Annotated in this window: 23 protein-coding genes; 11 read left to right on the top strand and 12 right to left on the bottom strand. The window is 70.3% G+C overall.

Features of this window, described 5'->3' with window-relative positions; all coding sequences use genetic code 11:
• Positions 1-103: 103 nt before the first annotated feature.
• Positions 104-652 carry an HIT family protein gene (locus tag LX16_RS09435; protein WP_147136154.1) on the top strand — a complete coding sequence of 183 codons (549 nt, stop codon included), beginning with the start codon at positions 104-106 and terminating at the stop codon, positions 650-652.
• Between the two features lie 18 nt (positions 653-670).
• Here LX16_RS09435 and LX16_RS09430 read toward each other — a convergent pair whose 3' ends face one another.
• Positions 671-1,627 (bottom strand): Rv1352/Rv1906c domain-containing protein, encoded by a 957-nt coding sequence (locus LX16_RS09430; RefSeq protein WP_147136149.1) that lies wholly within the window; start codon positions 1,625-1,627, stop codon positions 671-673.
• A gap of 121 nt (positions 1,628-1,748) precedes the next feature.
• Entirely contained in the window at positions 1,749-2,660 is a 912-nt protein-coding gene (locus tag LX16_RS09425) for an NmrA family NAD(P)-binding protein (RefSeq protein WP_211354368.1), read from the bottom strand.
• A gap of 96 nt (positions 2,661-2,756) precedes the next feature.
• Between LX16_RS09425 and LX16_RS09420 the strand changes: the two genes are divergently transcribed.
• Both LX16_RS09420 and LX16_RS09415 read left to right on the top strand, forming a co-directional pair.
• The gene (locus LX16_RS09420) at positions 2,757-3,500 is read left to right on the top strand and encodes a TetR/AcrR family transcriptional regulator (protein ID WP_147136143.1); all 744 of its coding nucleotides are present in this window, start codon (positions 2,757-2,759) and stop codon (positions 3,498-3,500) included.
• A 128-nt stretch (positions 3,501-3,628) separates the two neighbouring features.
• The gene (locus LX16_RS09415; RefSeq protein ID WP_211354367.1) at positions 3,629-3,868 is read left to right on the top strand and encodes a hypothetical protein; all 240 of its coding nucleotides are present in this window, start codon (positions 3,629-3,631) and stop codon (positions 3,866-3,868) included.
• Positions 3,869-3,896: 28 nt separating this feature from the next.
• On the opposite strand, the gene LX16_RS09410 is transcribed toward LX16_RS09415, so the two are convergent.
• Positions 3,897-6,044: an elongation factor G-like protein EF-G2 gene (locus tag LX16_RS09410; RefSeq protein ID WP_147136140.1), complete on the bottom strand. Its 2,148-nt coding sequence runs from the start codon at positions 6,042-6,044 to the stop codon at positions 3,897-3,899.
• Positions 6,045-6,479: 435 nt separating this feature from the next.
• Between LX16_RS09410 and pgsA the strand changes: the two genes are divergently transcribed.
• From pgsA to LX16_RS09395, 3 genes are read left to right on the top strand one after another with little or no spacing between them, the layout of a single operon-like run.
• Positions 6,480-7,097 carry a phosphatidylinositol phosphate synthase gene (gene pgsA, locus LX16_RS09405; RefSeq protein WP_147136137.1) on the top strand — a complete coding sequence of 206 codons (618 nt, stop codon included), beginning with the start codon at positions 6,480-6,482 and terminating at the stop codon, positions 7,095-7,097.
• Complete coding sequence (locus LX16_RS09400; protein WP_147136134.1) at positions 7,094-7,993, top strand: phosphatidylinositol mannoside acyltransferase; 900 nt, start codon at positions 7,094-7,096, stop codon at positions 7,991-7,993. Before pgsA ends, LX16_RS09400 begins: the two co-directional genes overlap by 4 nt.
• A gap of 15 nt (positions 7,994-8,008) precedes the next feature.
• On the top strand, positions 8,009-9,166 hold the full coding sequence (locus tag LX16_RS09395) for a glycosyltransferase family 4 protein (RefSeq protein WP_147136130.1): 1,158 nt from the start codon (positions 8,009-8,011) through the stop codon (positions 9,164-9,166).
• Between the two features lie 16 nt (positions 9,167-9,182).
• Here LX16_RS09395 and LX16_RS09390 read toward each other — a convergent pair whose 3' ends face one another.
• Positions 9,183-9,908: an SDR family NAD(P)-dependent oxidoreductase gene (locus LX16_RS09390; RefSeq protein ID WP_147136127.1), complete on the bottom strand. Its 726-nt coding sequence runs from the start codon at positions 9,906-9,908 to the stop codon at positions 9,183-9,185.
• Between the two features lie 106 nt (positions 9,909-10,014).
• Here LX16_RS09390 and LX16_RS09385 point away from each other — a divergent pair, with 106 nt between their 5' ends.
• The gene (locus tag LX16_RS09385) at positions 10,015-10,497 is read left to right on the top strand and encodes a hypothetical protein (protein ID WP_147136124.1); all 483 of its coding nucleotides are present in this window, start codon (positions 10,015-10,017) and stop codon (positions 10,495-10,497) included.
• Here the strand turns inward: LX16_RS09385 and LX16_RS09380 are convergent.
• A complete protein-coding gene (locus LX16_RS09380; RefSeq protein WP_147136121.1) occupies positions 10,470-12,398 on the bottom strand; it encodes a glycosyltransferase family 4 protein in 1,929 nt (642 codons plus the stop codon). The genes LX16_RS09385 and LX16_RS09380 overlap by 28 nt on opposite strands.
• Before the next feature lie 354 nt (positions 12,399-12,752).
• Between LX16_RS09380 and pdxS the strand changes: the two genes are divergently transcribed.
• The 3 genes from pdxS (at position 12,753) to LX16_RS09365 (ending at position 14,531) form a co-directional block, all read left to right on the top strand.
• On the top strand, positions 12,753-13,601 hold the full coding sequence (pdxS, locus tag LX16_RS09375) for a pyridoxal 5'-phosphate synthase lyase subunit PdxS (RefSeq protein ID WP_244615784.1): 849 nt from the start codon (positions 12,753-12,755) through the stop codon (positions 13,599-13,601).
• A 308-nt stretch (positions 13,602-13,909) separates the two neighbouring features.
• Positions 13,910-14,089, top strand: coding sequence for a hypothetical protein (locus tag LX16_RS27070; RefSeq protein WP_211354366.1), 180 nt, complete (start codon positions 13,910-13,912; stop codon positions 14,087-14,089).
• A 55-nt stretch (positions 14,090-14,144) separates the two neighbouring features.
• Positions 14,145-14,531 carry a TfoX/Sxy family protein gene (locus LX16_RS09365; protein WP_211354365.1) on the top strand — a complete coding sequence of 129 codons (387 nt, stop codon included), beginning with the start codon at positions 14,145-14,147 and terminating at the stop codon, positions 14,529-14,531.
• Between the two features lie 62 nt (positions 14,532-14,593).
• Here LX16_RS09365 and LX16_RS09360 read toward each other — a convergent pair whose 3' ends face one another.
• Entirely contained in the window at positions 14,594-15,181 is a 588-nt protein-coding gene (locus LX16_RS09360; protein WP_147136112.1) for a TetR/AcrR family transcriptional regulator, read from the bottom strand.
• Between the two features lie 111 nt (positions 15,182-15,292).
• Between LX16_RS09360 and LX16_RS09355 the strand changes: the two genes are divergently transcribed.
• A complete protein-coding gene (locus LX16_RS09355; RefSeq protein WP_211354364.1) occupies positions 15,293-16,507 on the top strand; it encodes an MFS transporter in 1,215 nt (404 codons plus the stop codon).
• Between the two features lie 176 nt (positions 16,508-16,683).
• Here the strand turns inward: LX16_RS09355 and LX16_RS09350 are convergent, their stop codons facing one another.
• From LX16_RS09350 to LX16_RS09325, 6 genes are all read right to left on the bottom strand, one after another.
• Positions 16,684-17,649, bottom strand: a complete 966-nt coding sequence (locus tag LX16_RS09350; RefSeq protein WP_147136107.1) for a hypothetical protein — start codon at positions 17,647-17,649, stop codon at positions 16,684-16,686.
• Positions 17,650-17,792: 143 nt separating this feature from the next.
• On the bottom strand, positions 17,793-18,194 hold the full coding sequence (locus LX16_RS09345) for a hypothetical protein (RefSeq protein WP_147136104.1): 402 nt from the start codon (positions 18,192-18,194) through the stop codon (positions 17,793-17,795).
• Positions 18,195-18,308: 114 nt separating this feature from the next.
• On the bottom strand, positions 18,309-18,761 hold the full coding sequence (locus tag LX16_RS09340) for a hypothetical protein (protein WP_147136101.1): 453 nt from the start codon (positions 18,759-18,761) through the stop codon (positions 18,309-18,311).
• 88 nt (positions 18,762-18,849) lie between these two features.
• Positions 18,850-19,326 (bottom strand): hypothetical protein, encoded by a 477-nt coding sequence (locus LX16_RS09335; RefSeq protein ID WP_147136098.1) that lies wholly within the window; start codon positions 19,324-19,326, stop codon positions 18,850-18,852.
• A gap of 140 nt (positions 19,327-19,466) precedes the next feature.
• Positions 19,467-19,868, bottom strand: a complete 402-nt coding sequence (locus LX16_RS09330; RefSeq protein WP_147136095.1) for a hypothetical protein — start codon at positions 19,866-19,868, stop codon at positions 19,467-19,469.
• A gap of 98 nt (positions 19,869-19,966) precedes the next feature.
• Entirely contained in the window at positions 19,967-20,632 is a 666-nt protein-coding gene (locus LX16_RS09325; protein ID WP_147136092.1) for a TetR/AcrR family transcriptional regulator, read from the bottom strand.
• Between the last annotated feature and the right edge of the window lie 35 nt (positions 20,633-20,667).

The raw sequence follows: 20,667 nt of genomic DNA, 5'->3' as shown, positions 1-20,667 counted from the left end.
TCGTGTGGATGTCGAACAGGCAACCGGACCGTGTACCGGCCGGATGCGCCACGCGACGGCTCGCGTGTGGCCGATCCCCGAGCACGCGGCATAGGATCACCGCGTGAATGACAGTCAGACGCAGCGTGGTGCCGGGGTCCCCGACGGCCTCGAACGATTGTGGACACCACACCGGATGGCATACATCCAGGGTGAGAACAAACCGACCGGGCCCGACTACGACCCGGTCGGTTGCCCGTTCTGTGAGATGCCGAAGCTGTCCGACGACGAGGGTCTGATCGTCGCCCGGGGCGTCCTGGTGTACTGCGTGCTGAACCTGTACCCGTACAACGCCGGGCACCTCATGGTGTGCCCGTACCGGCACGTTCCCGACTACACCGACCTCGACGAGCCGGAGGTGGCCGAACTGGGGGCGTTCACCCAGCGTGCCATGCGGGTGGTCCGGCGGATCTCCGGCGCGCACGGCTTCAACATCGGGATGAACCAGGGCAAGGTCGCCGGGGCGGGCATCGCGGGACATCTGCACCAGCACCTCGTGCCGCGTTGGGGCGGGGACGGGAACTTCATGCCGATCATCGGCCGTACCCGGGTGTTGCCGGAACTGTTGTCCGACACCCGCCGGCTGTTCGCCGAGGCGTGGGACACCGCGTGACCCCGTGACCGGCGGCCGTCAGACCTTCCGCCACGGACCGCAGCCTGAACTTGAGAACGCCTTGTCGGAGTCGAGGAGTGTCACGGTCAGGTGGTCGCCCGGTTCGGCGACGCCGTTGGCGATGATGTCGCCGACCTCGCCGCTGATGGCGGACAGCCGTTCCCAGTAGCACAACGGCGAGTCGGCGGGGACGGTCGCCTGGTAGTCGCCGGGCTCGATGTCGTTCCCGATGAGGAACGTGCCGTTGCCGCGGGTCTCGGTCCTGACGGTCGTGTCGGGGTCGGTGGCCTGCGACGGCACGCCGGGCTGCGGCACGGGCACCGGCAGCCCCGGTTGCTGTCGTGCCGCGCCGATCACCGGCTGATGGTCCGACTGTGCGATCGTGACGACCCCCACCGCCAGCAGGATCGCCGACATGACACCGCAGAACACCAGCCCCGCCACGGCGGACGGCTCCAGCCGCGGGGAGGAGGCGGCGGGAGGTGCCGGTGGCGGTGGAGGCGGTGCGCCCCCACCGGGCGCCGAGGACGGTGCGGCCTCGGGCACCGCGTCGGGGGGCCGGGACGTGGCGGCCTCCTCCTCCGGCGGGACCGGTGCGGGTGGTTCGGGAACCGGGGGCCTCGGTGGTGGTTGCGGGCTCGGCGGCCCCGGTGGTTCGGGTTGCGGATGGGGGACCGGTTCGGGTGGCGGCACCGGTTCCGGCGGTGAGATGTCGCCGGTCTCGGGTGTGGTCTCCCAGGAGCCGCGAGGCATCGACGGCCACGTGACCGTCGGCGGCCGGAAGGTGCTGAACGAGCCGTCCGATTCGCGTCCGGCCGGGCTCACCGTCGCACGGTCCGCCTCGTCGCGCGCGGGTGACTCCAGCGCCGCCTGCAAGGCGACCAGGTCGTCGTCGTCGGAGAAGTCGAACGGTGACGGTTCGATTCGTGACGGTGTGCCGGGTTCCGGACGGTCCCCTTCGATCGAGTGCCCCATGTCCGCCATCGTGCACCGAGCGGTCACGGGAAGTGAGGGAAACGACGGTTTTCCACGGCCACGCCCTCCCCCTTTGCGAAGTATGGTGCGCCATGACCGAATGGCGTGGCCGTGGGGACGATCAACCGGTGGCGGTCTCGGCGTCCATCATGTGTCGCAGCCGCGCCGCCCCACCCCGGTGCAGCCAGTCGGCGAAGCCCTGCAGCCCGGGATGCGACCTCCGCAGCGCGGGGATGTCGGCGACCCACCCGTGCCCCTCCGAGGCGAGCGTCCACATGTGCCGCACGTCGTCCCCCATGGCGGCGGCCTCCTCGACGTCGATCCGGCGGTACGAGACGGCACGGCCGGTCGCCGCCGTCACCATCTCCGCGGCCGTGACCGGGGAGACCGCGTCCCCCGCCAGTTCCAGCGCCTCACCGGCGTAGCGGTCGGGATCGCCGAAGGCGAGGGCCGCGAACACCCCGATGTCCTCCAACGCGATCATCTGGGCGGGGACGTGCGGAAGGAACAGATGCCGGTGTACGCCGCCACTGATCCCGTTGACCGGCAAACCGGTGAGCAGGTGGTTCTCCATGAAGCGCACCGGCCGCAGCAGCGTGAACGGCACCCCGGAGTCGCGGATGTGCCGCTCGACGGCCTCCTTGGCGTTGAAGCCGGCGCCGCCGGGCGTCCCGACGGTGCCGATGCCGGTGAACACCAGGTGTGACACCCCCGCGCCGGCGGCGGCGTCCACGACGTTCCGCATGTGTCGCAGTTCGCGCGCGAACGGCCAGCCGCCCTCCTGGTAGGACACGCCCGGGACGGCGAACACGCCGTGGACCCCGGTCATCGCCTCGGCCAGTCCCGCGCGGTCGTCGAAGTCCCCGGTGACCGGCTCGGCTCCGGCCCGCCGCAACGCGGCGGCACCGGCCGCGTCCGGGTCGCGGACCAGGGCCTTGACGTGCCAGCCGTCGGCGAGCAACCGGTGAGCGGTGACCCCACCCTGTCTGCCGGTGGCGCCGGTGACGAGGACGGTGCGGTTTCGGTGGTTCACGGGATTCCTCCACATCGATACAATCGGGCCGTTCCGCCCGGCAAGGTATCCGCGCGGTGAGCCGATCGACGAGCGTGGAGACGGTGGTTTCGTGACATGGCGACTCATGACGGGGCGCGGCATGCCGGGATGGGGGACTGTCGGGCGCGGGTGCTGTCGGCGGCCCGTCGTGCCTACGAGGCCCACGGCCCGGGGGTCCCGTTGGCGCGGATCGCCTACGCCGCCGGAGTCGGCCCCGCCACGGTGCAGCGTCACTTCCCCACCGGGGACGCCCTGCGTGAGGCCGTGCTGTCCCAGTACATCGAGGGAGTGACGTCGCAGGCGTTGCGTGAACCCGGTACCGACCCGTTCTTCTCGCTGCTGACGTCGATCGTGGAGTCCGCGCCGGTCCGGCAGGCGTTGTGCCGACGACTGGTGAACGGCGAGGGCTGGCCACGGAAGGTCCTCGACGCGGCGGGCCGTCGGCTGGACGACGTCTTGACGGCGCGGCTTCGCACCGCCCAGGCACAGGGCCGGGTGCGGTCCGACGTTGGTATGCCGGAGGTGCGCGCGGTCCTCACCGCCGCGGTGGCGGCCCGCCACGCCCACCCCGAGGTGGCCAGGGCGACCGGCGTGGTCCTGGACTCGTTGCGGCCACCCGGACCGGTCACGAAACCACCCGCCGACGCGGAACCGGGCCACGAGACACCGCCCGGTCACGAGTGGCGTCACGAAACCCGTTGCGAGGTCTGTGGGAACCCCCTGAGGCGGCGCGGTACCGGGCGGCCCGCCCGTTACTGCGGCGCCACCTGCCGGCAGCGGGCCCACCGTGACCGGCGCCGTGCCGCGCCGGAGGGTTAGCCCGCCGCCCGGCCCGGGCAAGTAGCCCCGGGCACGGGCCGGATCCCACCGTCACGGCGGACCGGATGCGGCGGTCCCATATGGTTCGACGCGAACACCCCGCGCCCCACACTCGAAAGGCGGAAGTGATGGCCGAGAAACACAGCTTCGAAATGGACGTCAACGGCGACGGCACACCCGACACCGTGCAGGTGATCAAGGGCGACGACGGCAGCGCCACCTATCTGGTGGACACCACCGGTGACGGCAGGACCGACATCCACGCCGTCGACCACGACGGTGACGGTGTGATCGACGAGGTGCGCATCGACACCAGCGGCGACGGCACCGCCGACGTGCACCTGACCGATCTGCCCGACCCCGAATGACCGGCCCGGCCGGTTCCGCGCGGCCCGGTCAGCGGGTGCTCCTCACGTGCTGTTCCGCCGACTGCGGCGGCATCGGCTCGTACCGGCTGAACCGGCGGCGGAACCAGCCGGAGCCGGCGGTCATCGCGCGCAACTCGATCGCGTAACGCAGCAACTCGACCGCGGGCACCTCGGCGTTGACGACGGCGCGATCGTGCTCGTCGGTCTCGGTGCCGAGCACCCGGCCGCGTCGTGACGCCAGGTCGCTCATCACCGTGCCGACGTACCCGTCGGCGACCGTCACCGCGACGCGGTCGACCGGTTCCAGCAACGACACCCTCCCGGACTCGGCGGCGTCGCGCAACGCCGCCGCACCCGCCGCCTGGAACGCCGCGTCGGAGGAGTCCACCGAGTGCGCCTTGCCGTCGTGCAGGGTGACCCTGATGTCGATGACGGGGTGCCCGGTCACCAGGCCACGTTCCATCTGGGCGACGACGCCCTTCTCGACGCTGGCGATGAACTGTGTCGGGATCGCGCCGCCGACGACGCGGTTGACGAACTCGAACCCGCCACCCTGCGGCAACGGTTCGACCTGGATGTGGCAGACGCCGTACTGGCCGTGTCCCCCCGACTGTTTGACGTGGCGGCCGGTGCCGGTCGCCACGGCCGTGAAGGTCTCCCGGAGCGCCACCCGCACCGGTTCGGTGTCCACGTGCGTGCCACCGGCGCGGAGCCGGTCGAGCACGACCTCCGCGTGGGACTCGCCCATGCACCACAGCACGACCTGGTGGGTCTCGGCGTTGCGTTCCAACCGCAGTGTCGGATCGGCCGCGACCAGGCGCGCCAGGTTCTTCGCCATCGCGTCCTCGTCCGCGCGGGTGGCGGCGGTGACCGCGATCGGCAGCAACGGTTCGGGCATCGGCCACGGCGCCATGAGCAACGGGGTGTCCCTGGCCGATATCGTGTCCCCGGTCTCGGCGGTCCCGGACTTCGTGATGGCGCAGACGTCACCCGCGACGCACTCGGGGACCTCCCGCAACGCCGCCCCCAGCGGGGAGTAGACGTGCGCGACCCGTTCGTCCGAGTCGTGGTCGGGGCGGCCGCGTTCGGACAGGCCGTGGCCGCTGACGTGTACCGCCGTGTCGGTGCGAAGCGTCCCCGAGAACACCCGCACCAATGACACCCGCCCCACGTACGGGTCGACGGTGGTCTTGACGACCTCGGCGGCGAGCGGACCGGCCGGGTCCGGGGTTAGCGGTGGCACGGGCGAACCGTCGACACCGGTCACGGTCGGCACCGGGCGTTCCAACGGGGACGGGAACCCTCCCGCGATCAGCTCCAGCACCGCTTCGAGTCCCACGCCGGTCGTCGCGTTCACCGGCACCACGGGGTGGAACGCGCCTCTGGCCACCGCCGTCTCCAGGTCACTCACCAGGGTCTTGGCGTCGATCTCCTCCCCGGCCAGGTACCGGTCCATCAGCGTCTCGTCCTCGCTCTCGGCGATGACCCCCTCGATGAGCGCGTCACGGGCCTCGGCGATCGCCTCCAGATGGACCTCCTCCGGTGAGGACACCGTCGGTGGATTCCCCGCACCGTGATCGAATATCTGCCGGGATATCAGGCCGATCAGTCCGGCCGTGGACTCGCCGTCGTCTCCCAGCAGCGGCAGGTACACCGGAAGCACGCCGTCGCCGAACATCCGTTGGCACAACGCCACCGTCTCGTCGAAGTCGGCCTGCGGGTGGTCGAGGCGGGTGACGGCCACCGCCCGGGGTGTTCCCGCCGCCGCGCACTCCTCCCACAGGGCCCGGGTCGCCATGTCGAGCCCGTTGACGGCCGACACGACGAACAACGCGGCGTCGGCCGCGCGCAGCCCGGCGCGCAGTTCACCGACGAAGTCGCCGTAGCCGGGGGTGTCCAACAGGTTGATCTTGAGGTCGCCGAACCGCAGGGGCGCGCACGCCACACCCACGGAACGCCGCTGGGCGACGGCCGCCGGATCGTGGTCGCAGACGGTGGTGCCGTCATCGACGTTCCCGGCACGGTCGATGGTGCCGGTGACGGCCAGCAGGGCTTCGGCGAGGGTGGTCTTGCCCACCCCGGCGTGGCCCACCAGCGCCACGTTGCGGATGTTCGCCGGGTCGGTGACCTGCGAAGGGGCGTCGGCCTCCGCCTTTTCGCGGTGCTTGTGGGACATGGTCGGCCTTTCACGCGAGTCGTTCGGTCCTGCGGCGGACCGGTCACCTCGCGATGACCGCCGATGGCGGGGCGTCACACCCGGGATGGGACGTCGCGCCGGACGTGTCCGGCACGCCGCTCACACCGCCGGTCGTTCCCCGCCGTAGGGCCGGGCCAGGCGACTGGCACGCGTTCGGATGCCTTTACCCCCTAGATCACACACCCACCGCGGGGTAGATCACAAGTATGCGGTACGGGTTTTTTCGGTAGGACGCGATCGACCGCCGGCACCGGCCGGACCCACCGCCGGGCTGACCAGTGTCACCGTGCCGGGCGCGGTGGTGCACGTCGCCGCCGCGGGGCTACCGATATCGTTAGGAACCTCAGGCGGGCTGATGCCGGGCGGGGCCCGCGGTAGGCATCCATTGTCGAACTCGTCCGGACGATGGGTGAAATGGCGAAGTTTCTCAGCGTCTCCGGCCGGGCGACGGTCGCGAAGTTCCTGGACCCGGTGGCGGCCGGACTGGTCCGGTGGGGCCTGTCGCCGAACGCGGTGACGGTGCTGGGCACCCTGGGTGTCATCGCGTCGTCGGTGCTGCTGCTGGCGCGCGGTGAATTGCTGTGGGCACTGATAGGGATCACGCTGTCGGTCTGCACCGATCTGCTCGACGGCGCCATGGCCCGCATCAAGGGCGGCGGTGGGCGTTTCGGCGCCATGCTCGACTCGACCATGGACCGCATCGCCGACGGCGCGGTCTTCGGCGGCCTCGCGTTCTGGCTGGCCACGACCGACCGGTTCGCCACGATGGCGGCCGCCCTCGTCTGCCTGGTGGCCGCGGAGGTGACCTCCTACGCCAAGGCACGGGCGGAGGGACTGGGTGTCCGCTGCGACGTCGGCGTCGTCGAACGCGCCGAACGCCTGGTGCTGGTCGGCGTGGCGGCGCTGCTGTACCTGTTCGGTGTCCCGTACGGCATGCCGGTGACCCTGTGGCTGCTCGCGGCGCTGTCGGTGTTCACCGTCGGGCAGCGACTCTGGTACGTCAAACGCGAACTGAGCAGGACGGCGACATGAACGATCGACTCGTGGAGTGGGGTTACGGTGCCGCCTGGCGGGCGGTCCGGATGCTGCCGGAGCCGGTCGCGGCACGCCTGTTCCGGATGGCGGCCGACCGGGTCCACGCCAAGGGCGGCAAGGGCGTCCGCCAACTGCGCGCCAACCTCGCCAGGGTCGTCCCGGACGCCGGCCCCGCCGAGCTGGACGCCCTCACCCGAGCGGGGATGCGTTCCTACTGCCGCTACTGGCTGGAGGCGTTCCGGCTGCCCTCGTACTCCCGCGAGGAACTGCTGAACCGGTTCCACCTCGACGGCACCGAGGCGTTCGACGAGGCCCGCGACACCGGCCGGGGCGTCATCGTCGCGATTCCCCACTCCGGCAACTGGGACTGGGCGGGGGCGTGGGTGACCGCGAAGGGATGGCAGGTCACCACGGTGGCCGAGCGCCTCAAACCGGAGGCCGTGTTCGACCGGTTCCTGGACTTCCGGCGCAGGCTCGGAATGCACATCGAGCCGCACGTCGGCGGGGAACGCCCTGTGCAGACCGTGCTCGCGGAGGCACTCGGCAAGGGGCACGTCGTACCGCTGGTCGCCGACCGCGACCTGTCGAGCCGCGGCGTGGAGGTGGACTTCTTCGGGGAACCGACCAGGATGCCCGCCGGCCCCGCACTGCTCGCCATCCGCACGGGCGCGCCGATATACACCGTCGTGCTCTACAACGACTCCGACCGCACCGGCCGCGGCGAACTCCTCGGGCCGGTGGAGGTACCCGCGGACGGTTCGCTGGCGGAGCGGATCACCGGCACGATGCAGCGGATCGCCGACCGGTTCGCCGAAGGCATCGCCCGCAACCCCCAGGACTGGCACATGCTGCAACGGCTGTGGCTGGCCGACCTCCCCTCCCGCCGCGACTGACGGAGACGTGACCCAGTGAAGATCGGAATCGTCAGCCCGTACTCGTTCGCGGTGCCCGGTGGGGTGCAGGGGCACATCCGTGACCTCGCGGAGACCCTGACGGCGCTCGGCCACGGTGTGAGCGTGCTCGCCCCCGCCGAACGCGACGACCCCGTCCCGGACTACGTGGTGCCCGCCGGCCGGGCGATACCGGTGCCCTACAACGGTTCGGTGGCGCGTCTGGCGTTCGGGCCGATCGCGGCGACCCGGGTGCGGAAGTGGTTGCGCGCGGGCGATTTCGACGTGCTGCACGTTCACGAGCCGTTGTCGCCCAGTCTGTCCCTGCTGGCCTGTCTGTCGGCGCGCGGCCCCGTCGTGGCGACCTTCCACACCGCGATGACCCGTTCCCGCACCCTCGCCGCCGGCAAGGGGGTGGCGCAGCTCGTGTTGGAGAAGATCACCGCGCGCATCGCGGTCAGTGCGCTCGCCAGGCGGGTGCAGGTCGAACACCTCGGCGGCGGTGCGGTCGAGATACCCAACGGCGTCATGGCGTCCTTCTTCGTCGACGCGGAACCCTTGCCCGGCTGGCCCGGTGAGGGCGGTGCCCTGGGGTTCGTGGGCAGGTTCACCGAACCCAGGAAGGGTTTCGGCATCCTCAAGGACGCCTTCGTGGAACTCGCGGGCAGGCACCCCGGCGTGCGGTTGCTCGTGCTCGGCCCGGGCGAGCCGGCCGAGGTGCTGGAGTCGGTCCCCGCCGACGTCGCCGACCGGATCGAGTTCCTGGGGATGGCGAGCGACGAGGTGAAGGCGCGCATGTTGCGCAGCGTGGACGTCTACGTCGCGCCCAACACCGGCGGGGAGTCGTTCGGGATGATCCTCACCGAGGCGATGGCCGCCGGTACGCCGGTACTGGCCAGTGACCTGGACGCGTTCCGCCGCGTCCTCGACAACGGCACCGCCGGACGGTTGTTCCCGGTGGGCGACGCGGCGGCGCTGTGCGCCTCGGCCGCCGAACTGCTGGACGACGCCCGGCTGCGCGCCGACCTGGCCCGCCGGGCCACCGAGGTGGTCGCCGACTACGACTGGCCGGTCGTGGCGCGACGGGTGCTCGAGGTGTACACCGCCGCCATCGAGGCCAGCGGCGGCACCGTCACCGAGGACGAGGCCGAACTGCCGGAGGAACTGCGCGGCTGACGCCGAGGCTTCGGCGTCACACCGCCTGTTCGAACCGCAGGGACGTGAGGAAGCAGTCCCTCGGCTGCCCGATCGCGAACTTCACGCACGCGGTCAACGACGGCGCCCGCAACGGGTCCGTCGCCGACGTCGGAGCGTCCCAGTCCGGGCCGAGCCGGTCCGGGTTGTCGAAGTCGGGCGGATACAGCGACATCACCCGGATGCCCTTCGGCCGGAGCCGGTGCGACAGGATCTCCAGGAACCCGGCCTGGGCGTGTTTCGCCGCGTAGTACGCCGGATGCGCCTCCGACCGGCGATGCCCCGGGTCGGCGACCGCCGACACCATCGTGACGATGTCGGGCCGTTCGGACCGTTCCAGCGACGGCAGCAGGCCCCGGGTGACCAGGATCGTTCCGGTCGCCGTGGCGGCGATCGTGTCGATGACGTCCCGGTCGGTCCCGGAGACCGGATCCGCCCCGGCGAGGTACCGAGCACCGTTGTTGACCAGCACGTCGACGTACGGGGTGCGTGCCGCGACCTGGGCGGTGAACTCCCGGATCGAGTCGGGGTCGGCGAGGTCGCAACGGTACGGCCACGCCTGACCGCCCCGCCGCCGGATGAGCGCGGCCGTCTCGTCGGCGGCGGCCGGGTCGCGGGCCGACAGGTGCACCGCCGCCCCGGCGTCGGCCAGGTCGATCGCCAACGACCGTCCGAAGTCCCGGCCCGCCGAGGTCACCACCACACGCAGTCCCGTGAGTTCCACGCCTTACCTCCCGCCGTTCCGTGCAGGATAGCGGTCGTCCCGTGGTGGCTGAGAGCACGCTGAGACCACCGGGACGGTACGGGAGCTACCGATAAGATCGGCGTCTATGTGGTGGTTGGTGGTCGTGGTCGTCGTGGTGGCGGTGCTCGGCACCTACCTCACCTGGACCGCCACCCGCGTCGAACGGCTGCACGCACGGGCCGTCGACGCCGACGCCGCGCTCTCCGGCAAGCTCGACATCCGGGCCAAGACCGCGCTGGCACTGGCCGACACCGAGGCCCCGCGCCTGGGACGGCACGCCGAGGCGTTGCGGGCAGCCGGTCACGCCAGCCTCGACTCACTTCCCGAGGAACGCGAGACGGCGGAGAACGACCTCACCCGCGTGTTGCGAGAGCTCCCGCTGCCGCCCGACGATCCCGCGCTGGAGGAGGTGCGGCGCGTCAACCGGCGGGTCGCCATCGCCAGGCAGGTCCACACCGACGTCGTACGGGACGCGGTCGCCACCCGGCACCGGTGGGTGGTGAGGCTGTTCGGTCTGACCAGGCGACTGCCCCGGCCACGCTACTTCAACATGGACAACCCGGACTGATCCGGCGTCGTCTCGCGGATCCGCACCGCCAGGTCGTTGTCGACCGTGAAGTACGGCTCGATCCGGCGATCCCCGATCGTGAGGTGCCGTGGCCGGTCCACGCCCTTGCGTCGCGCGACGTCGTCGAGGATCCGGCTAACCCGGACCCGCCGCGACGGATCCGGGCCGGTCAACCACAGGTCCCACAGGTCACCGGGCACCGATTCGGCGAGCAGGTCAACGACGGGGACGCCGACCTCGAACCGGTCCGCGGTCGCGTCGGCCCGGCCCGACAGGGCGACATCCTCGCGGCGGCGGTTGGCCAGCGTCCAACCGGTGAGGCCGTCGAGCGGCGTTCCCAGTAGGCGGCCGGTCACCGTCAACGTCTCCGAGGTCACGGCGACGGTCTCCGGCTCGGCGAACCCCTCGCGTCGCCAGACCCGGACGGCGAGACCGCCCTCGTCGGCGAACGGGACCACCACGACCGGGGGCGCGACCTCGGGCGGCGTCGTCAGAGCCCGAGTGTCGATCCTGCCCGCCGGTACCGGACCGGAGTCGACGCTCAGCCGCCACACGCCGTCGGTGAGGTCCGTCCAGTCGGTCAGGACCCGGCCGGTCTTCACCGGGACCCGGCGCGTCCCGTCGTCCCAGAACAGTTCACCTGCCGGTGGACCGGTCAACTCGAGCGCCGAGAACGACACGGAACGGCAGTCTGTCTCGGCCGGCGGCGGAGGCGCCGCGGTCGGTGTGGCGGGGCGGACGGCGCGGCCACGGGCGGCCAGCAGCCGGGTGAAGAGTTCCTCGTACCTGGCGCCGACGGCCTCCGGGGTGAATCCGGCGGCCTTGGCGCGACCGGCCTCGGCGATCGACCGGCGCAACGACTCGTCGGCCATCACGCGGGCGAGCGCGTCGGCGAACGCCGCCGGGTCCCCGATCGGAGTGAGCAGGCCGTCCACACCGTGGTCGATCAGTTCCGGGGGACCGTACGGGCAGGCGGTGGACACCACGGCCAGGCCACAGTCCATGGCCTCCACGATCGTCAGGCCGAACGACTCCATGTCGGAGGTGACCGCCGCGATGGAGCCCTTCACCCATTCGGCGTCGATGGGGTGCCGGCTTCCCATCAACATGACTGAGTCGTTCAGCCCGAGCGCGTCGACGAGCGACCGGAGCCGCCCGGTGTCACGGCCGTGGCCGTAGATCCGCAGCCGCCATTCCGGGAAGCGGGGGAGCAGCAGCGCGAACGCGCGCAACAGCACGTCGTACCGTTTCACCGTCTCCAGCCTCCCGGCCGCGACGACGAGCCTGCTGTCCCCGGTCGCGGGCGGCAGCGGACTGGCCGGGACGGAGTTGGGTATGTGGTCGATCCGGTCGGCTATCCGCGGCATCCGCCGCCGGTAGTCGTCGGCGTCGGTTGCCGAGACCGTCGTGACCGCGTCGACCCTGCGGTACGCCCGGTACAGGCGCCGGGTCAGCCGTCCGCCGTGCTTGGAGAGGAACAGGTGTTCCTGCGCGACCTTGACGGCGTCACGCGGCCCGTAGCGGGCGAGCATCACGTTGAGACCGGGACGGGTGCCGACGATGACGTCGGCGTCGCAGCCCCGCAGCCACTCGACGATCCGCCGGTCGGTGAGGCGGCTGTACTGCCGGTACCGTCCCTCCGTCTTGGGGAACAACCGGGCCGGCCGGGCCGCCAGCTTCGCGTCGCCGGGAGCCGGCGGTGGCGCGTCCTTGCGCACGTCGACGAGGGACGTCACGGTGAAGCGCGGGTCTATCCGGAAGATCGGTTCGGTGCGCCTGCGGAACACGGTGACGAGTGCGATCTCGTGGCCCAGGTCCGCCAGGGCGGTCGCGGTGCTCAACGTGGTCCGGATGGTCCCGCCCACGTTGTACAGCGAGTGCATCAGGAAACTGATCTTCACGGTTGGCCCTTCCGCGCGGACGAGTCGGCGAGACCACCGACCGGGCGACGCCGGTCCCGGTGGTGTGTCGGGGTTTCAGCCTAGAGCCCGCCCCACGGACGCGCGGCGGGCGTGGCGGGTTCGGTCGCGGTCCGGGGACACCGGCGGCCGTCGGGGGCACGCGTTCCGTCCAGTGGTGAATCTCACCGGCGGTGACCAGGGATGGGACCGTCGCCGCCGTGTCGGTGGCGGTCGTCTCCTGCGTAGGATTGAGGGGTTGAACATCCCTCACGTACGCGAAGGAGCGGGCCCAGCGTGACGAACGACCAGGCGACTGCATTGAACACGACCGGTACCGCCCGGGTGAAGCGCGGCATGGCCGACATGCTCAAGGGCGGCGTCATCATGGACGTGGTCACGCCCGAGCAGGCCAAGATCGCCGAGGACGCCGGGGCGGTCGCGGTGATGGCCCTGGAGCGGGTGCCCGCCGACATCCGCGCCGAGGGCGGTGTGTCGCGGATGAGCGACCCCGACATGATCGACGGCATCATCGAGGCCGTGTCGATCCCCGTGATGGCGAAGGCGCGGATCGGTCACTTCGTCGAGGCCCAGGTGCTGCAGTCCCTCGGCGTCGACTACATCGACGAGTCGGAGGTGCTTACGCCCGCCGACGAGGCCAACCACATCGACAAGTGGCCGTTCACCGTTCCGTTCGTCTGCGGTGCCACCAACCTGGGTGAGGCGCTGCGGCGCATCTCCGAGGGTGCGGCGATGATCCGCTCCAAGGGCGAGGCCGGTACCGGCAACGTCGTCGAGGCGACCCGGCACATGCGTCAGATCCGCGCCGACGTGAAGCGGCTCACCGTGCTGGACGAGGCCGAACTGTACGCCGCCGCCAAGGAGCTGCGCGCGCCGTTCGACCTGGTGCAGGAGGTCGCGAAGGCCGGCCGCCTCCCGGTCGTCCTGTTCACCGCCGGCGGTATCGCCACCCCCGCCGACGCGGCCATGATGATGCAGCTCGGCGCCGAGGGCGTGTTCGTCGGCTCGGGCATCTTCAAGTCCGGTGATCCCGCCAAGCGTGCCGCCGCCATCGTCAAGGCGACCGCGTTCCACGACGACGCCGACGTCGTCGCGAAGGTCTCCCGGGGCCTGGGCGAGGCCATGGTCGGCCTGAACGTGCAGACCCTCCCCGAGACCCAGCAGTTCGCCAAGCGCGGCTGGTAGTACGGACGTCGGGGCCTCGGTCGAACGCTCGCACCCACCGTCGAGCGGAGACGCCGAGCGCCACGGTTTCCCACGGACGACCCTGACGTCGTTCCCGGGACGGGCCGTTCAACGGCCCGTCCCGTCGGTGACCCGGTCGCCTCGATCCAGCCGGCGTTGAGGGACACCGTGCAGGAGTAACCGCGCATGGACCAGCGGTGACATCGACACGGCGATGAGCCACGTCGCGGACGACATCGCGTGTCGCGCTCCGGGCGTCGACCTGAACGGCAAGGACTCCTACGGGGGGCATCGGCGACTTCGCCCCGATGCTCACCGGCATCGCCGAGTTCGTCGACGGCGATCGTGTCGCACTCTTCTACCACCCCCGGACCGCGACGACCTCCACCACACCGGCTGCCGAGTTCTTCACCGTCGAGGGCGGCAGGATCACCGAGAGTGTGCTCGTCTTCGACCGGCTCTCCTACGTGCCGCCTCAGCAGGCTTGAGCGGGAGTGGGTCATGACTCCCGCGCAGACCGTCCTCCTCGGACGGATCCGTGGCTTGATCGCCGGTGAACCGGTGGTACGTGAGGTCTCGATGTTCGGCGGTATATCCGTGATGGTGAATGAGAAGATCATCGTCAGCGCTCTGAGAGACGGTGACCTCCTCGTACGGGTCGACACCGGCCGGCACGACGAACTCCTCGGTAGGCCCGGGGCCGCGCAGGCGGAGATGGGCCCTGGCCGCGACATGGGCCCCTGTTGGATCGAAGTCGCTGCCGACGCGATCAGCGTCGACGAGCACTTGTCGTGCTGGATCGGGATCGCGATGGACTACAACCGGAACGTGACGGGCGGCACCCGTGAGCACGTTCCCGGCTCGCACCGGGCTGTTCACCTTTCTCGGCGGGCTACGAGCCGACCACTCGAAGGTGTCCTGCCGGGATGACGAACACGGCCGGGTGGGCGACGTTCCGGCTTCGTTTCCGGAAGCCGGGTCCGGCCCCTTCGTCACCCGGGCGCGGCGAGTCTGCGCGTGGCCGCGACGACGGAGGCGCGGCGGCGTTGGTGTTCGGCCTCGGTCTCGTCGCCGGTGATCATCCGCGCGACCTGCGGCACGGCGGACCACCAGCCGGCCAGCGACAGCACGAGAAAGATCAGGTGGTCCGCGTCGAGCTCCCGGGTGAGTGCCCCGTGCTCCTGTCCGTCGGCGACGGCGGCGGTCTTGTAGCTGTAGTGCTCCCGCCGTTGTTCCTCGTCGGGCACCGCGGCATCGAAGGCGAGCCCCTCCCAGCGCAGCAGTCGTCCGAGTTCGGGGTGGAGACGGTGGTAGTCGTAGACCCGACCGGCGTACTCGCCGATGTCCTCGGTGGCGAAGGACTCCACCGGCACATCCCGGGCGACCTTGGCCAGTTCGTCGCGCAGCACGCGGGCGAACAGTTCCCGTTTGCCGCCGAAGTAGTTGTAAACCCGTTCCTTGTTGACCCCCGCCTTGCGCGCGATCCGCTCGATGGTCGTGCCGTCCGGGCCGTGCGCCGCGAACTCGTCCACGGCGGCGTCAAGGATGCTCCGCTTAGTTCCCTCAGTGTCCCACGCCATCACACACCCTACTCCGATCATTGCCGACCGCGAACTCCAACGAATGAGTTGGAGATGTGTCGCGAGCGTACTATGGTTACTTCCAACGTTGACGTTGGAAATGGAGGAGTCGTGTCACCATCCACGCTCACCGCGCAGACCTCCCACCGCAGGAGCGCTCGGCCACCGGAGTTCCCGGCGTCTGCCGGGGCGGTCGTCGTGCTCGTTGTCACGGCGTTGTTCGTACTCACCCAGCTGTACGCGGCGATCCCGTTGGTCGGACCGGTCGGTGAAGACCTGGGCGGGGACGTGTCGTTCGCGCTGTCGACCGCGTTCAGCGTCTGTTACGCGGTCGGGTTCCTCGTCTGGGGGCCGCTGGCGGACCAATACGGGCGCAGGAGGGTACTCGTGATCGGACTCGCCGCCCTGACGCTCGCGACGTTGGGTGCGGCCGGGGCATCGTCCGTTCCGGCACTGGGGACACTGCGCGGGTTGCAGGGCCTCGCGGCGGCGAGTTTCGCCCCCGTCGCACTCGCCTACCTGGCCGAGGCCACCCCGCCGTCCCGTCGTGCCGCCTCCATCGGCGCGATGTCGACCGCGTTCCTCGTGGCGGGCATCACCGGGCAGGCGCTCGCCTCCGCGATCGCCCTGAGTCTCGGTTGGTCGTGGATGTTCGTGTTGTCCGGTGTGGTGCTGTGCGGCTGCCTCGCCGGTGTCGCCGTCCTGGTCGTCGAGCCGCCACGCCCCGCCGTTCCCGGCGGCCTGGGGAAGCGCTTCGTCGCGCTCGGGCGGGTCGCGGTGATGCCGCGGGTGCTACTACTGGCCGCCGCACACCTCACACTGCTGCTCGGGTTCGTCGCGATGTACACCGGCCTCGGACCGCAGCTTGGCACGCTCGGACTGGACGCGTCGCATACGATCTGGCTGCGGCTGGCCGGCCTACCCGGCATGTTCGCATCCCTGGCGGTCGGACCTCTCGCCCGCCGGTTCGGTACGTCGGGCGTCGCCCGTCTCGGCTTCGCCGTGGCAGCCCTCGGGCTCGTCACCGAAGCCCTGCTCGCCGACTCGCCGGTGGGCATCGCCGTGACGAGCCTGGTCTACGTCGTCGGTGTGGCGCTGGCGGTGCCGGCGATGATCACCCTGTTCGGGGAAGCCGCCGTTCCCCAGCGGGCCGGCGGGATGGCGCTGAACGGGTTCGTGCTGTTCATCGGGGCGAGCCTCGGACCGCTCACCGCCGGCCTGGACCTCGCCTTCCCGGCCCTGTTGCTCGGATTGGCGGGCCTCACCGCCATCGCCGTGTTGTGCCTGACGCTGTTCAGTCGGCGCGAGTCGGCGATCGAGCCCTGAACGGCCACGAAGCCGGGGCACATCGACGTTACTCCGTGGTTTTCAAGGTCGCTGTCCCCCCGACTTCGGCCACCTCGGTGCGCGTGGTGCGCCCGCCACCCGGAACGACACGGCACACGCCGAACGAGCGGTGAGGAGACGGTCCCACGTGTATCGCCGGTATCGGCACGCGATGGTCAGTAGCCGGTCCTTCCCGCCGCCTCGGCGGCGCGCTCGTACCTGTTCTCCCCGCCCGGCGCCACCGCCTCCTCGGCGAGGTACATGGGGATGAATCCGATCCCGTAGCGTCGCCACTGTTCGTCGCGGTGGAACTTCTCGTGGTTGATCAGTTCCGACAGCGTGAACGGGGCCGGCCGCGCTTCGAGCTCCTCGAAACTGTCGGCGGCACTGACGAAGGTGTCGCCGATGGTGGTTCCACCCCGTTCGTACATCCAGCTCGGCGCGTTGACGCAGACCATCAGGCCGTCGATCTCCCGGCAGTCCGCGCCTTGGGCCTCGGCCGTCTCCTTCGTGAGGGTGCCTATGATCTTCGACTGCATCTCGGGTGGCAGCAGGTCGAAGAAGCCGGGGCTGAGTCGTTCGGTCAGGATCTCCAGCCAGAGTGGTGGCTTGCCGTCGTCGCCGAACAGCGAGGACTCGTCACCGAACCCGAACCCGAATCCGAACAGGGCGAGGGCGTTCGCGGCCCGGTCGTCGGCCTCTCGGGCCCACCGGAGCGCCTCGTCGATGACGGCACGTGCCTGCTGAGCCAGTTCCTCGTTGAAGGTGGCGACGTCGGCGTCCTGGACCACCGGTGTAGTGACGGTGCCGTCGGGACCGATGGTGATGCCGGTGCCCGCGATCCGTTCGTGGGCGTCGCCCAATCGCTCCCTGGCGGTGCCGAGGGCCGTGACGAGCTCCTCCAGGATCGTCCGGCAGCGTGCGAACACGTCGGAGACCGCGTAGAGCGACTCGGATCTCGTCACGAGGCTGTCGGAGGCGGCGGCCTCGTCGGGGCCGCTCCACACGTCCGGCGGGATGTCGGCGACCGTCCGCAGGTCGGTGGTATGTGTGGCCAGTCGACCGGCCAGGACACCGGACACCTCGGCCGCACCCGCGAGCCTCGTCATGTCCATATTGGCCAGTTCGGCGTAGGAGACCATCGACGTCGCTCCTTCGATATGGGGGAACACGCAGAGACCGACTGCGGTGGGTGACAACGAGGCTACCTCCTCGTGTCGAGACCGGCCGTGCTTCGGTCGGCGACGTCGAGCCCGGCGGCCCGTGGGGGCCGCCGGGGTGCCGATCAGCCGCGACGGAGCAGGTAGTCGCGACTCTCCTCGTTGAGCACGTTGACCAGTGCCAGGACGGCGATCAGCATCCCGAGCAGCAGGAAGATGTTGAACTGACCGCTCAGGAGGGTGACGAGGCGGTCGAGGATAACCAGGCCTTCCACGACGATGACCAGGTAGAACACCCAGCTATACCGCTTGTGTGTCAAGGCGGCGCACACTCCCAGTGCGGCCGCCGAGATGAACGAGATGCCCAGGGTCACGGCGATGACCGCCTGGGCGGTGGCGTCGTCGATCTGGGACAGTGCGAAGAGGATCAGCGCGGCGCCCAGCAGCGTGAAGCCGCACTGCGTCCAGAGGATGACGCGCAGTCGCCTCACCGGCGAGGGCATGTAGTAGTGGTCGGGCATGGGCATCGGAGGGGACTCCTTGTGGGCACGGGGATGTGGGGCGGCATTATCCGCCCACACTGTACCGTCACGTTCCCCGTGTGTCACCCGATAAAGCGGCCGAGATCGTCGTCGCGCGGATCATCCCGGTGTGGAGGCCGCCGGCGGCCGACGACCACCGTCACACAGGAACCTCTTGCCCTCCTGGCGGAACAGTGAGACCAGGGCGACGGCGACGAGCAGGATGCCCAGCATCGGCAACGGTCCGAGACCGTTGTTCAGCAGCGTGTTCGCCCAGCCGGCGAGGAGTACGGCCTCCATGAGCAGGATGACGCGGAACAGCCGGACCGACGGGCGTGACAGCGACACCGCGCAACCGGCGAGCATCGCCGCGGTCGCGAGCGAGAACGCGATCGTGACGCCGGTCTGCGTGTGCCGCAACGGTTCCGCACGACCCGACAGGCCGATCGCGGGATCGGCCAGGGCGGACAACAACAGTCCGCCGAGCAACGCCACCGCACACTGCACGACGAGTACGAGTCGCAGTAGCAGGATCGCGTCCGGTACTGCGGACGGCTTTCGGTCCGAACTCATCTGGGCTCCTGCCGGACGGTGGCGAACGGAACGCCCACACTGTACGCGCCTTCGGACACGGCCGATCGGTCCGATACGGCGGTGTGGGTCAGTCCTGTGGCTTCCCGGTGAACCACTCCCTGGCGGGAGACCGCGTCAGCGTGATGATGACGGCCCCGGCGGGAAGCACGAACAGGCCCAGGTTGCACAGTGAGGGCGCGGCCAGCATGATGACCACGATGAGCAGCACCTCGGTGGTGATGGTGGCGGTCCGCACCGCGCGGGCGCGTGTCGGCAGCCGCCAGGCGCACCAGCCCAGGGCCAGTCCCAGGGCGATCAGCACGATGGTGATGGCCCAGGCGGGCGTGTACTGGATGTCGGCCTGGGAGGTGATGTCGCCGTCGGTGCTCTCGGCCAGCTCGGCGTCGGTCATCGCGCGCAGCGTGAGTAGGTTCTGCACGCTCGCGGCCACCATGAGCAGCACGAGAGCCAGTTGCACCCACATGAGGATGCGGGGGATCCGGACCGGGTTCGGTGGGCCGTCAGGGTCCGGCCTGCCGAAACGTGCGGCCGACAGAAAACTCATGCTGCTCCCCGTGGTCGGGGCGGGGGTGTCCCCGCCCGGCGGCTGGACCGACGATCGGCCCGTGACGTCCCGCATTCTCCACCCCGCCGGAGGCCGGAACGACGGTGGCCGGGTCGGCGGGTGGGTGCGCCACACGTGGCCTAGTGGTGGAACCAGCGGCGCGACACGCGTCCGATCAGCGAGAAGAACACGGTGACCGGGACCAGGCACAGCGCCGCGACGATCCACCAGTTGACCCCCTCGATGCCGGTCCACACCAGGGCGGCGACGCAACCGATCTCGACGAGCAGTACGAGGACCCAGACCCACCGCCACTGGTAGCGCATGAGCCAGGACATCAGGAGGAGGAACACCGCCCCGGCGGCGAGCCCGGCGGCGGTGCGGTAGATGTCGTCGGCGACCACGTCGGGAATCCACTCGTGGCGGTTCTCGTGCCCGAACCAGATCGCGCCGCCCAGCGCCAGAGCCAACAGCACCTGAACCCATATCGCGCGGCGGGCCGTCTTGGCCGACGGCGGCATCGGGTTGAGTTGCTTGGGCATGGCTACTCCTAGGGATGGTGGTTTCCTGCTGGAGCAGGTTAACCGGTGTCGATATGCCGTGGGTATGCGACCCGCCCGGCTGAAGGCCCGTCGGGCGCTCATCGCAGCCGGTCACCGGTGCGACCGGCCACCAGGGCGGTCAGGATCGCGTCGATGGCGAATGCCGTCGCGTAGGGCAGGTCCACCGCCCCGTCGTCGAGCAGCCACTGCACCTGGAGGCCGTCCATGACGCCGATGATCGCCGAGGCAGCGGTGTCGATGTCGGTGTCGGAGGGCATCGCGTCGGGGTCGCAGATCTGCGCGAGCGAGCGGGAGATCATCTCGCGCAGCCCGCTGAACCGGTTGCGGAAGTACTCCTGTGCCGGGTGGTCGTCGGTGACCGAGTCGGCCGACAGCACCGCGTAGGTCTGCACGATGCCGGGACGGGTGGTGTTGTTGCGGGCGGTGTCCACCAGGTGCCGGAACAGTGGAAGGCCCTCGGGTGGGTGCTTGCCCTCCAACTGTTCGACGTCGACCTGGTCGCGGTAGTCCAGTACCTCCAACAGGAGTTGGTTCTTCGAACCGAAGTGGTGGAGGATGCCGGCGTGGGTGATGCCGACCTGGTCGGCGATCTCGCCGAGTGATCCGTTGCGGTAGCCGCGAGCGCCGAAGGTGGCGGTGGCGGCGCGCAGTATCTCCAGGCGGCGTTGTTCCGAGCGCAGTTGTCGGGGGCCCTTGGCCTTGCCGGAGGCGCGGTTCGCCGGAGTGCCGTCGGCGTCAGTCATGGGATAAAGCCTACTTTGGATATGCTCACTTACTG

The sequence above is a fragment of the Stackebrandtia albiflava genome (assembly GCF_007994225.1).
Taxonomy (GTDB): domain Bacteria; phylum Actinomycetota; class Actinomycetes; order Mycobacteriales; family Micromonosporaceae; genus Stackebrandtia; species Stackebrandtia albiflava.
The sequence above is the reverse complement of the archived record's forward strand: the minus strand, read 5'-3'. Positions and strand labels throughout refer to the sequence as shown.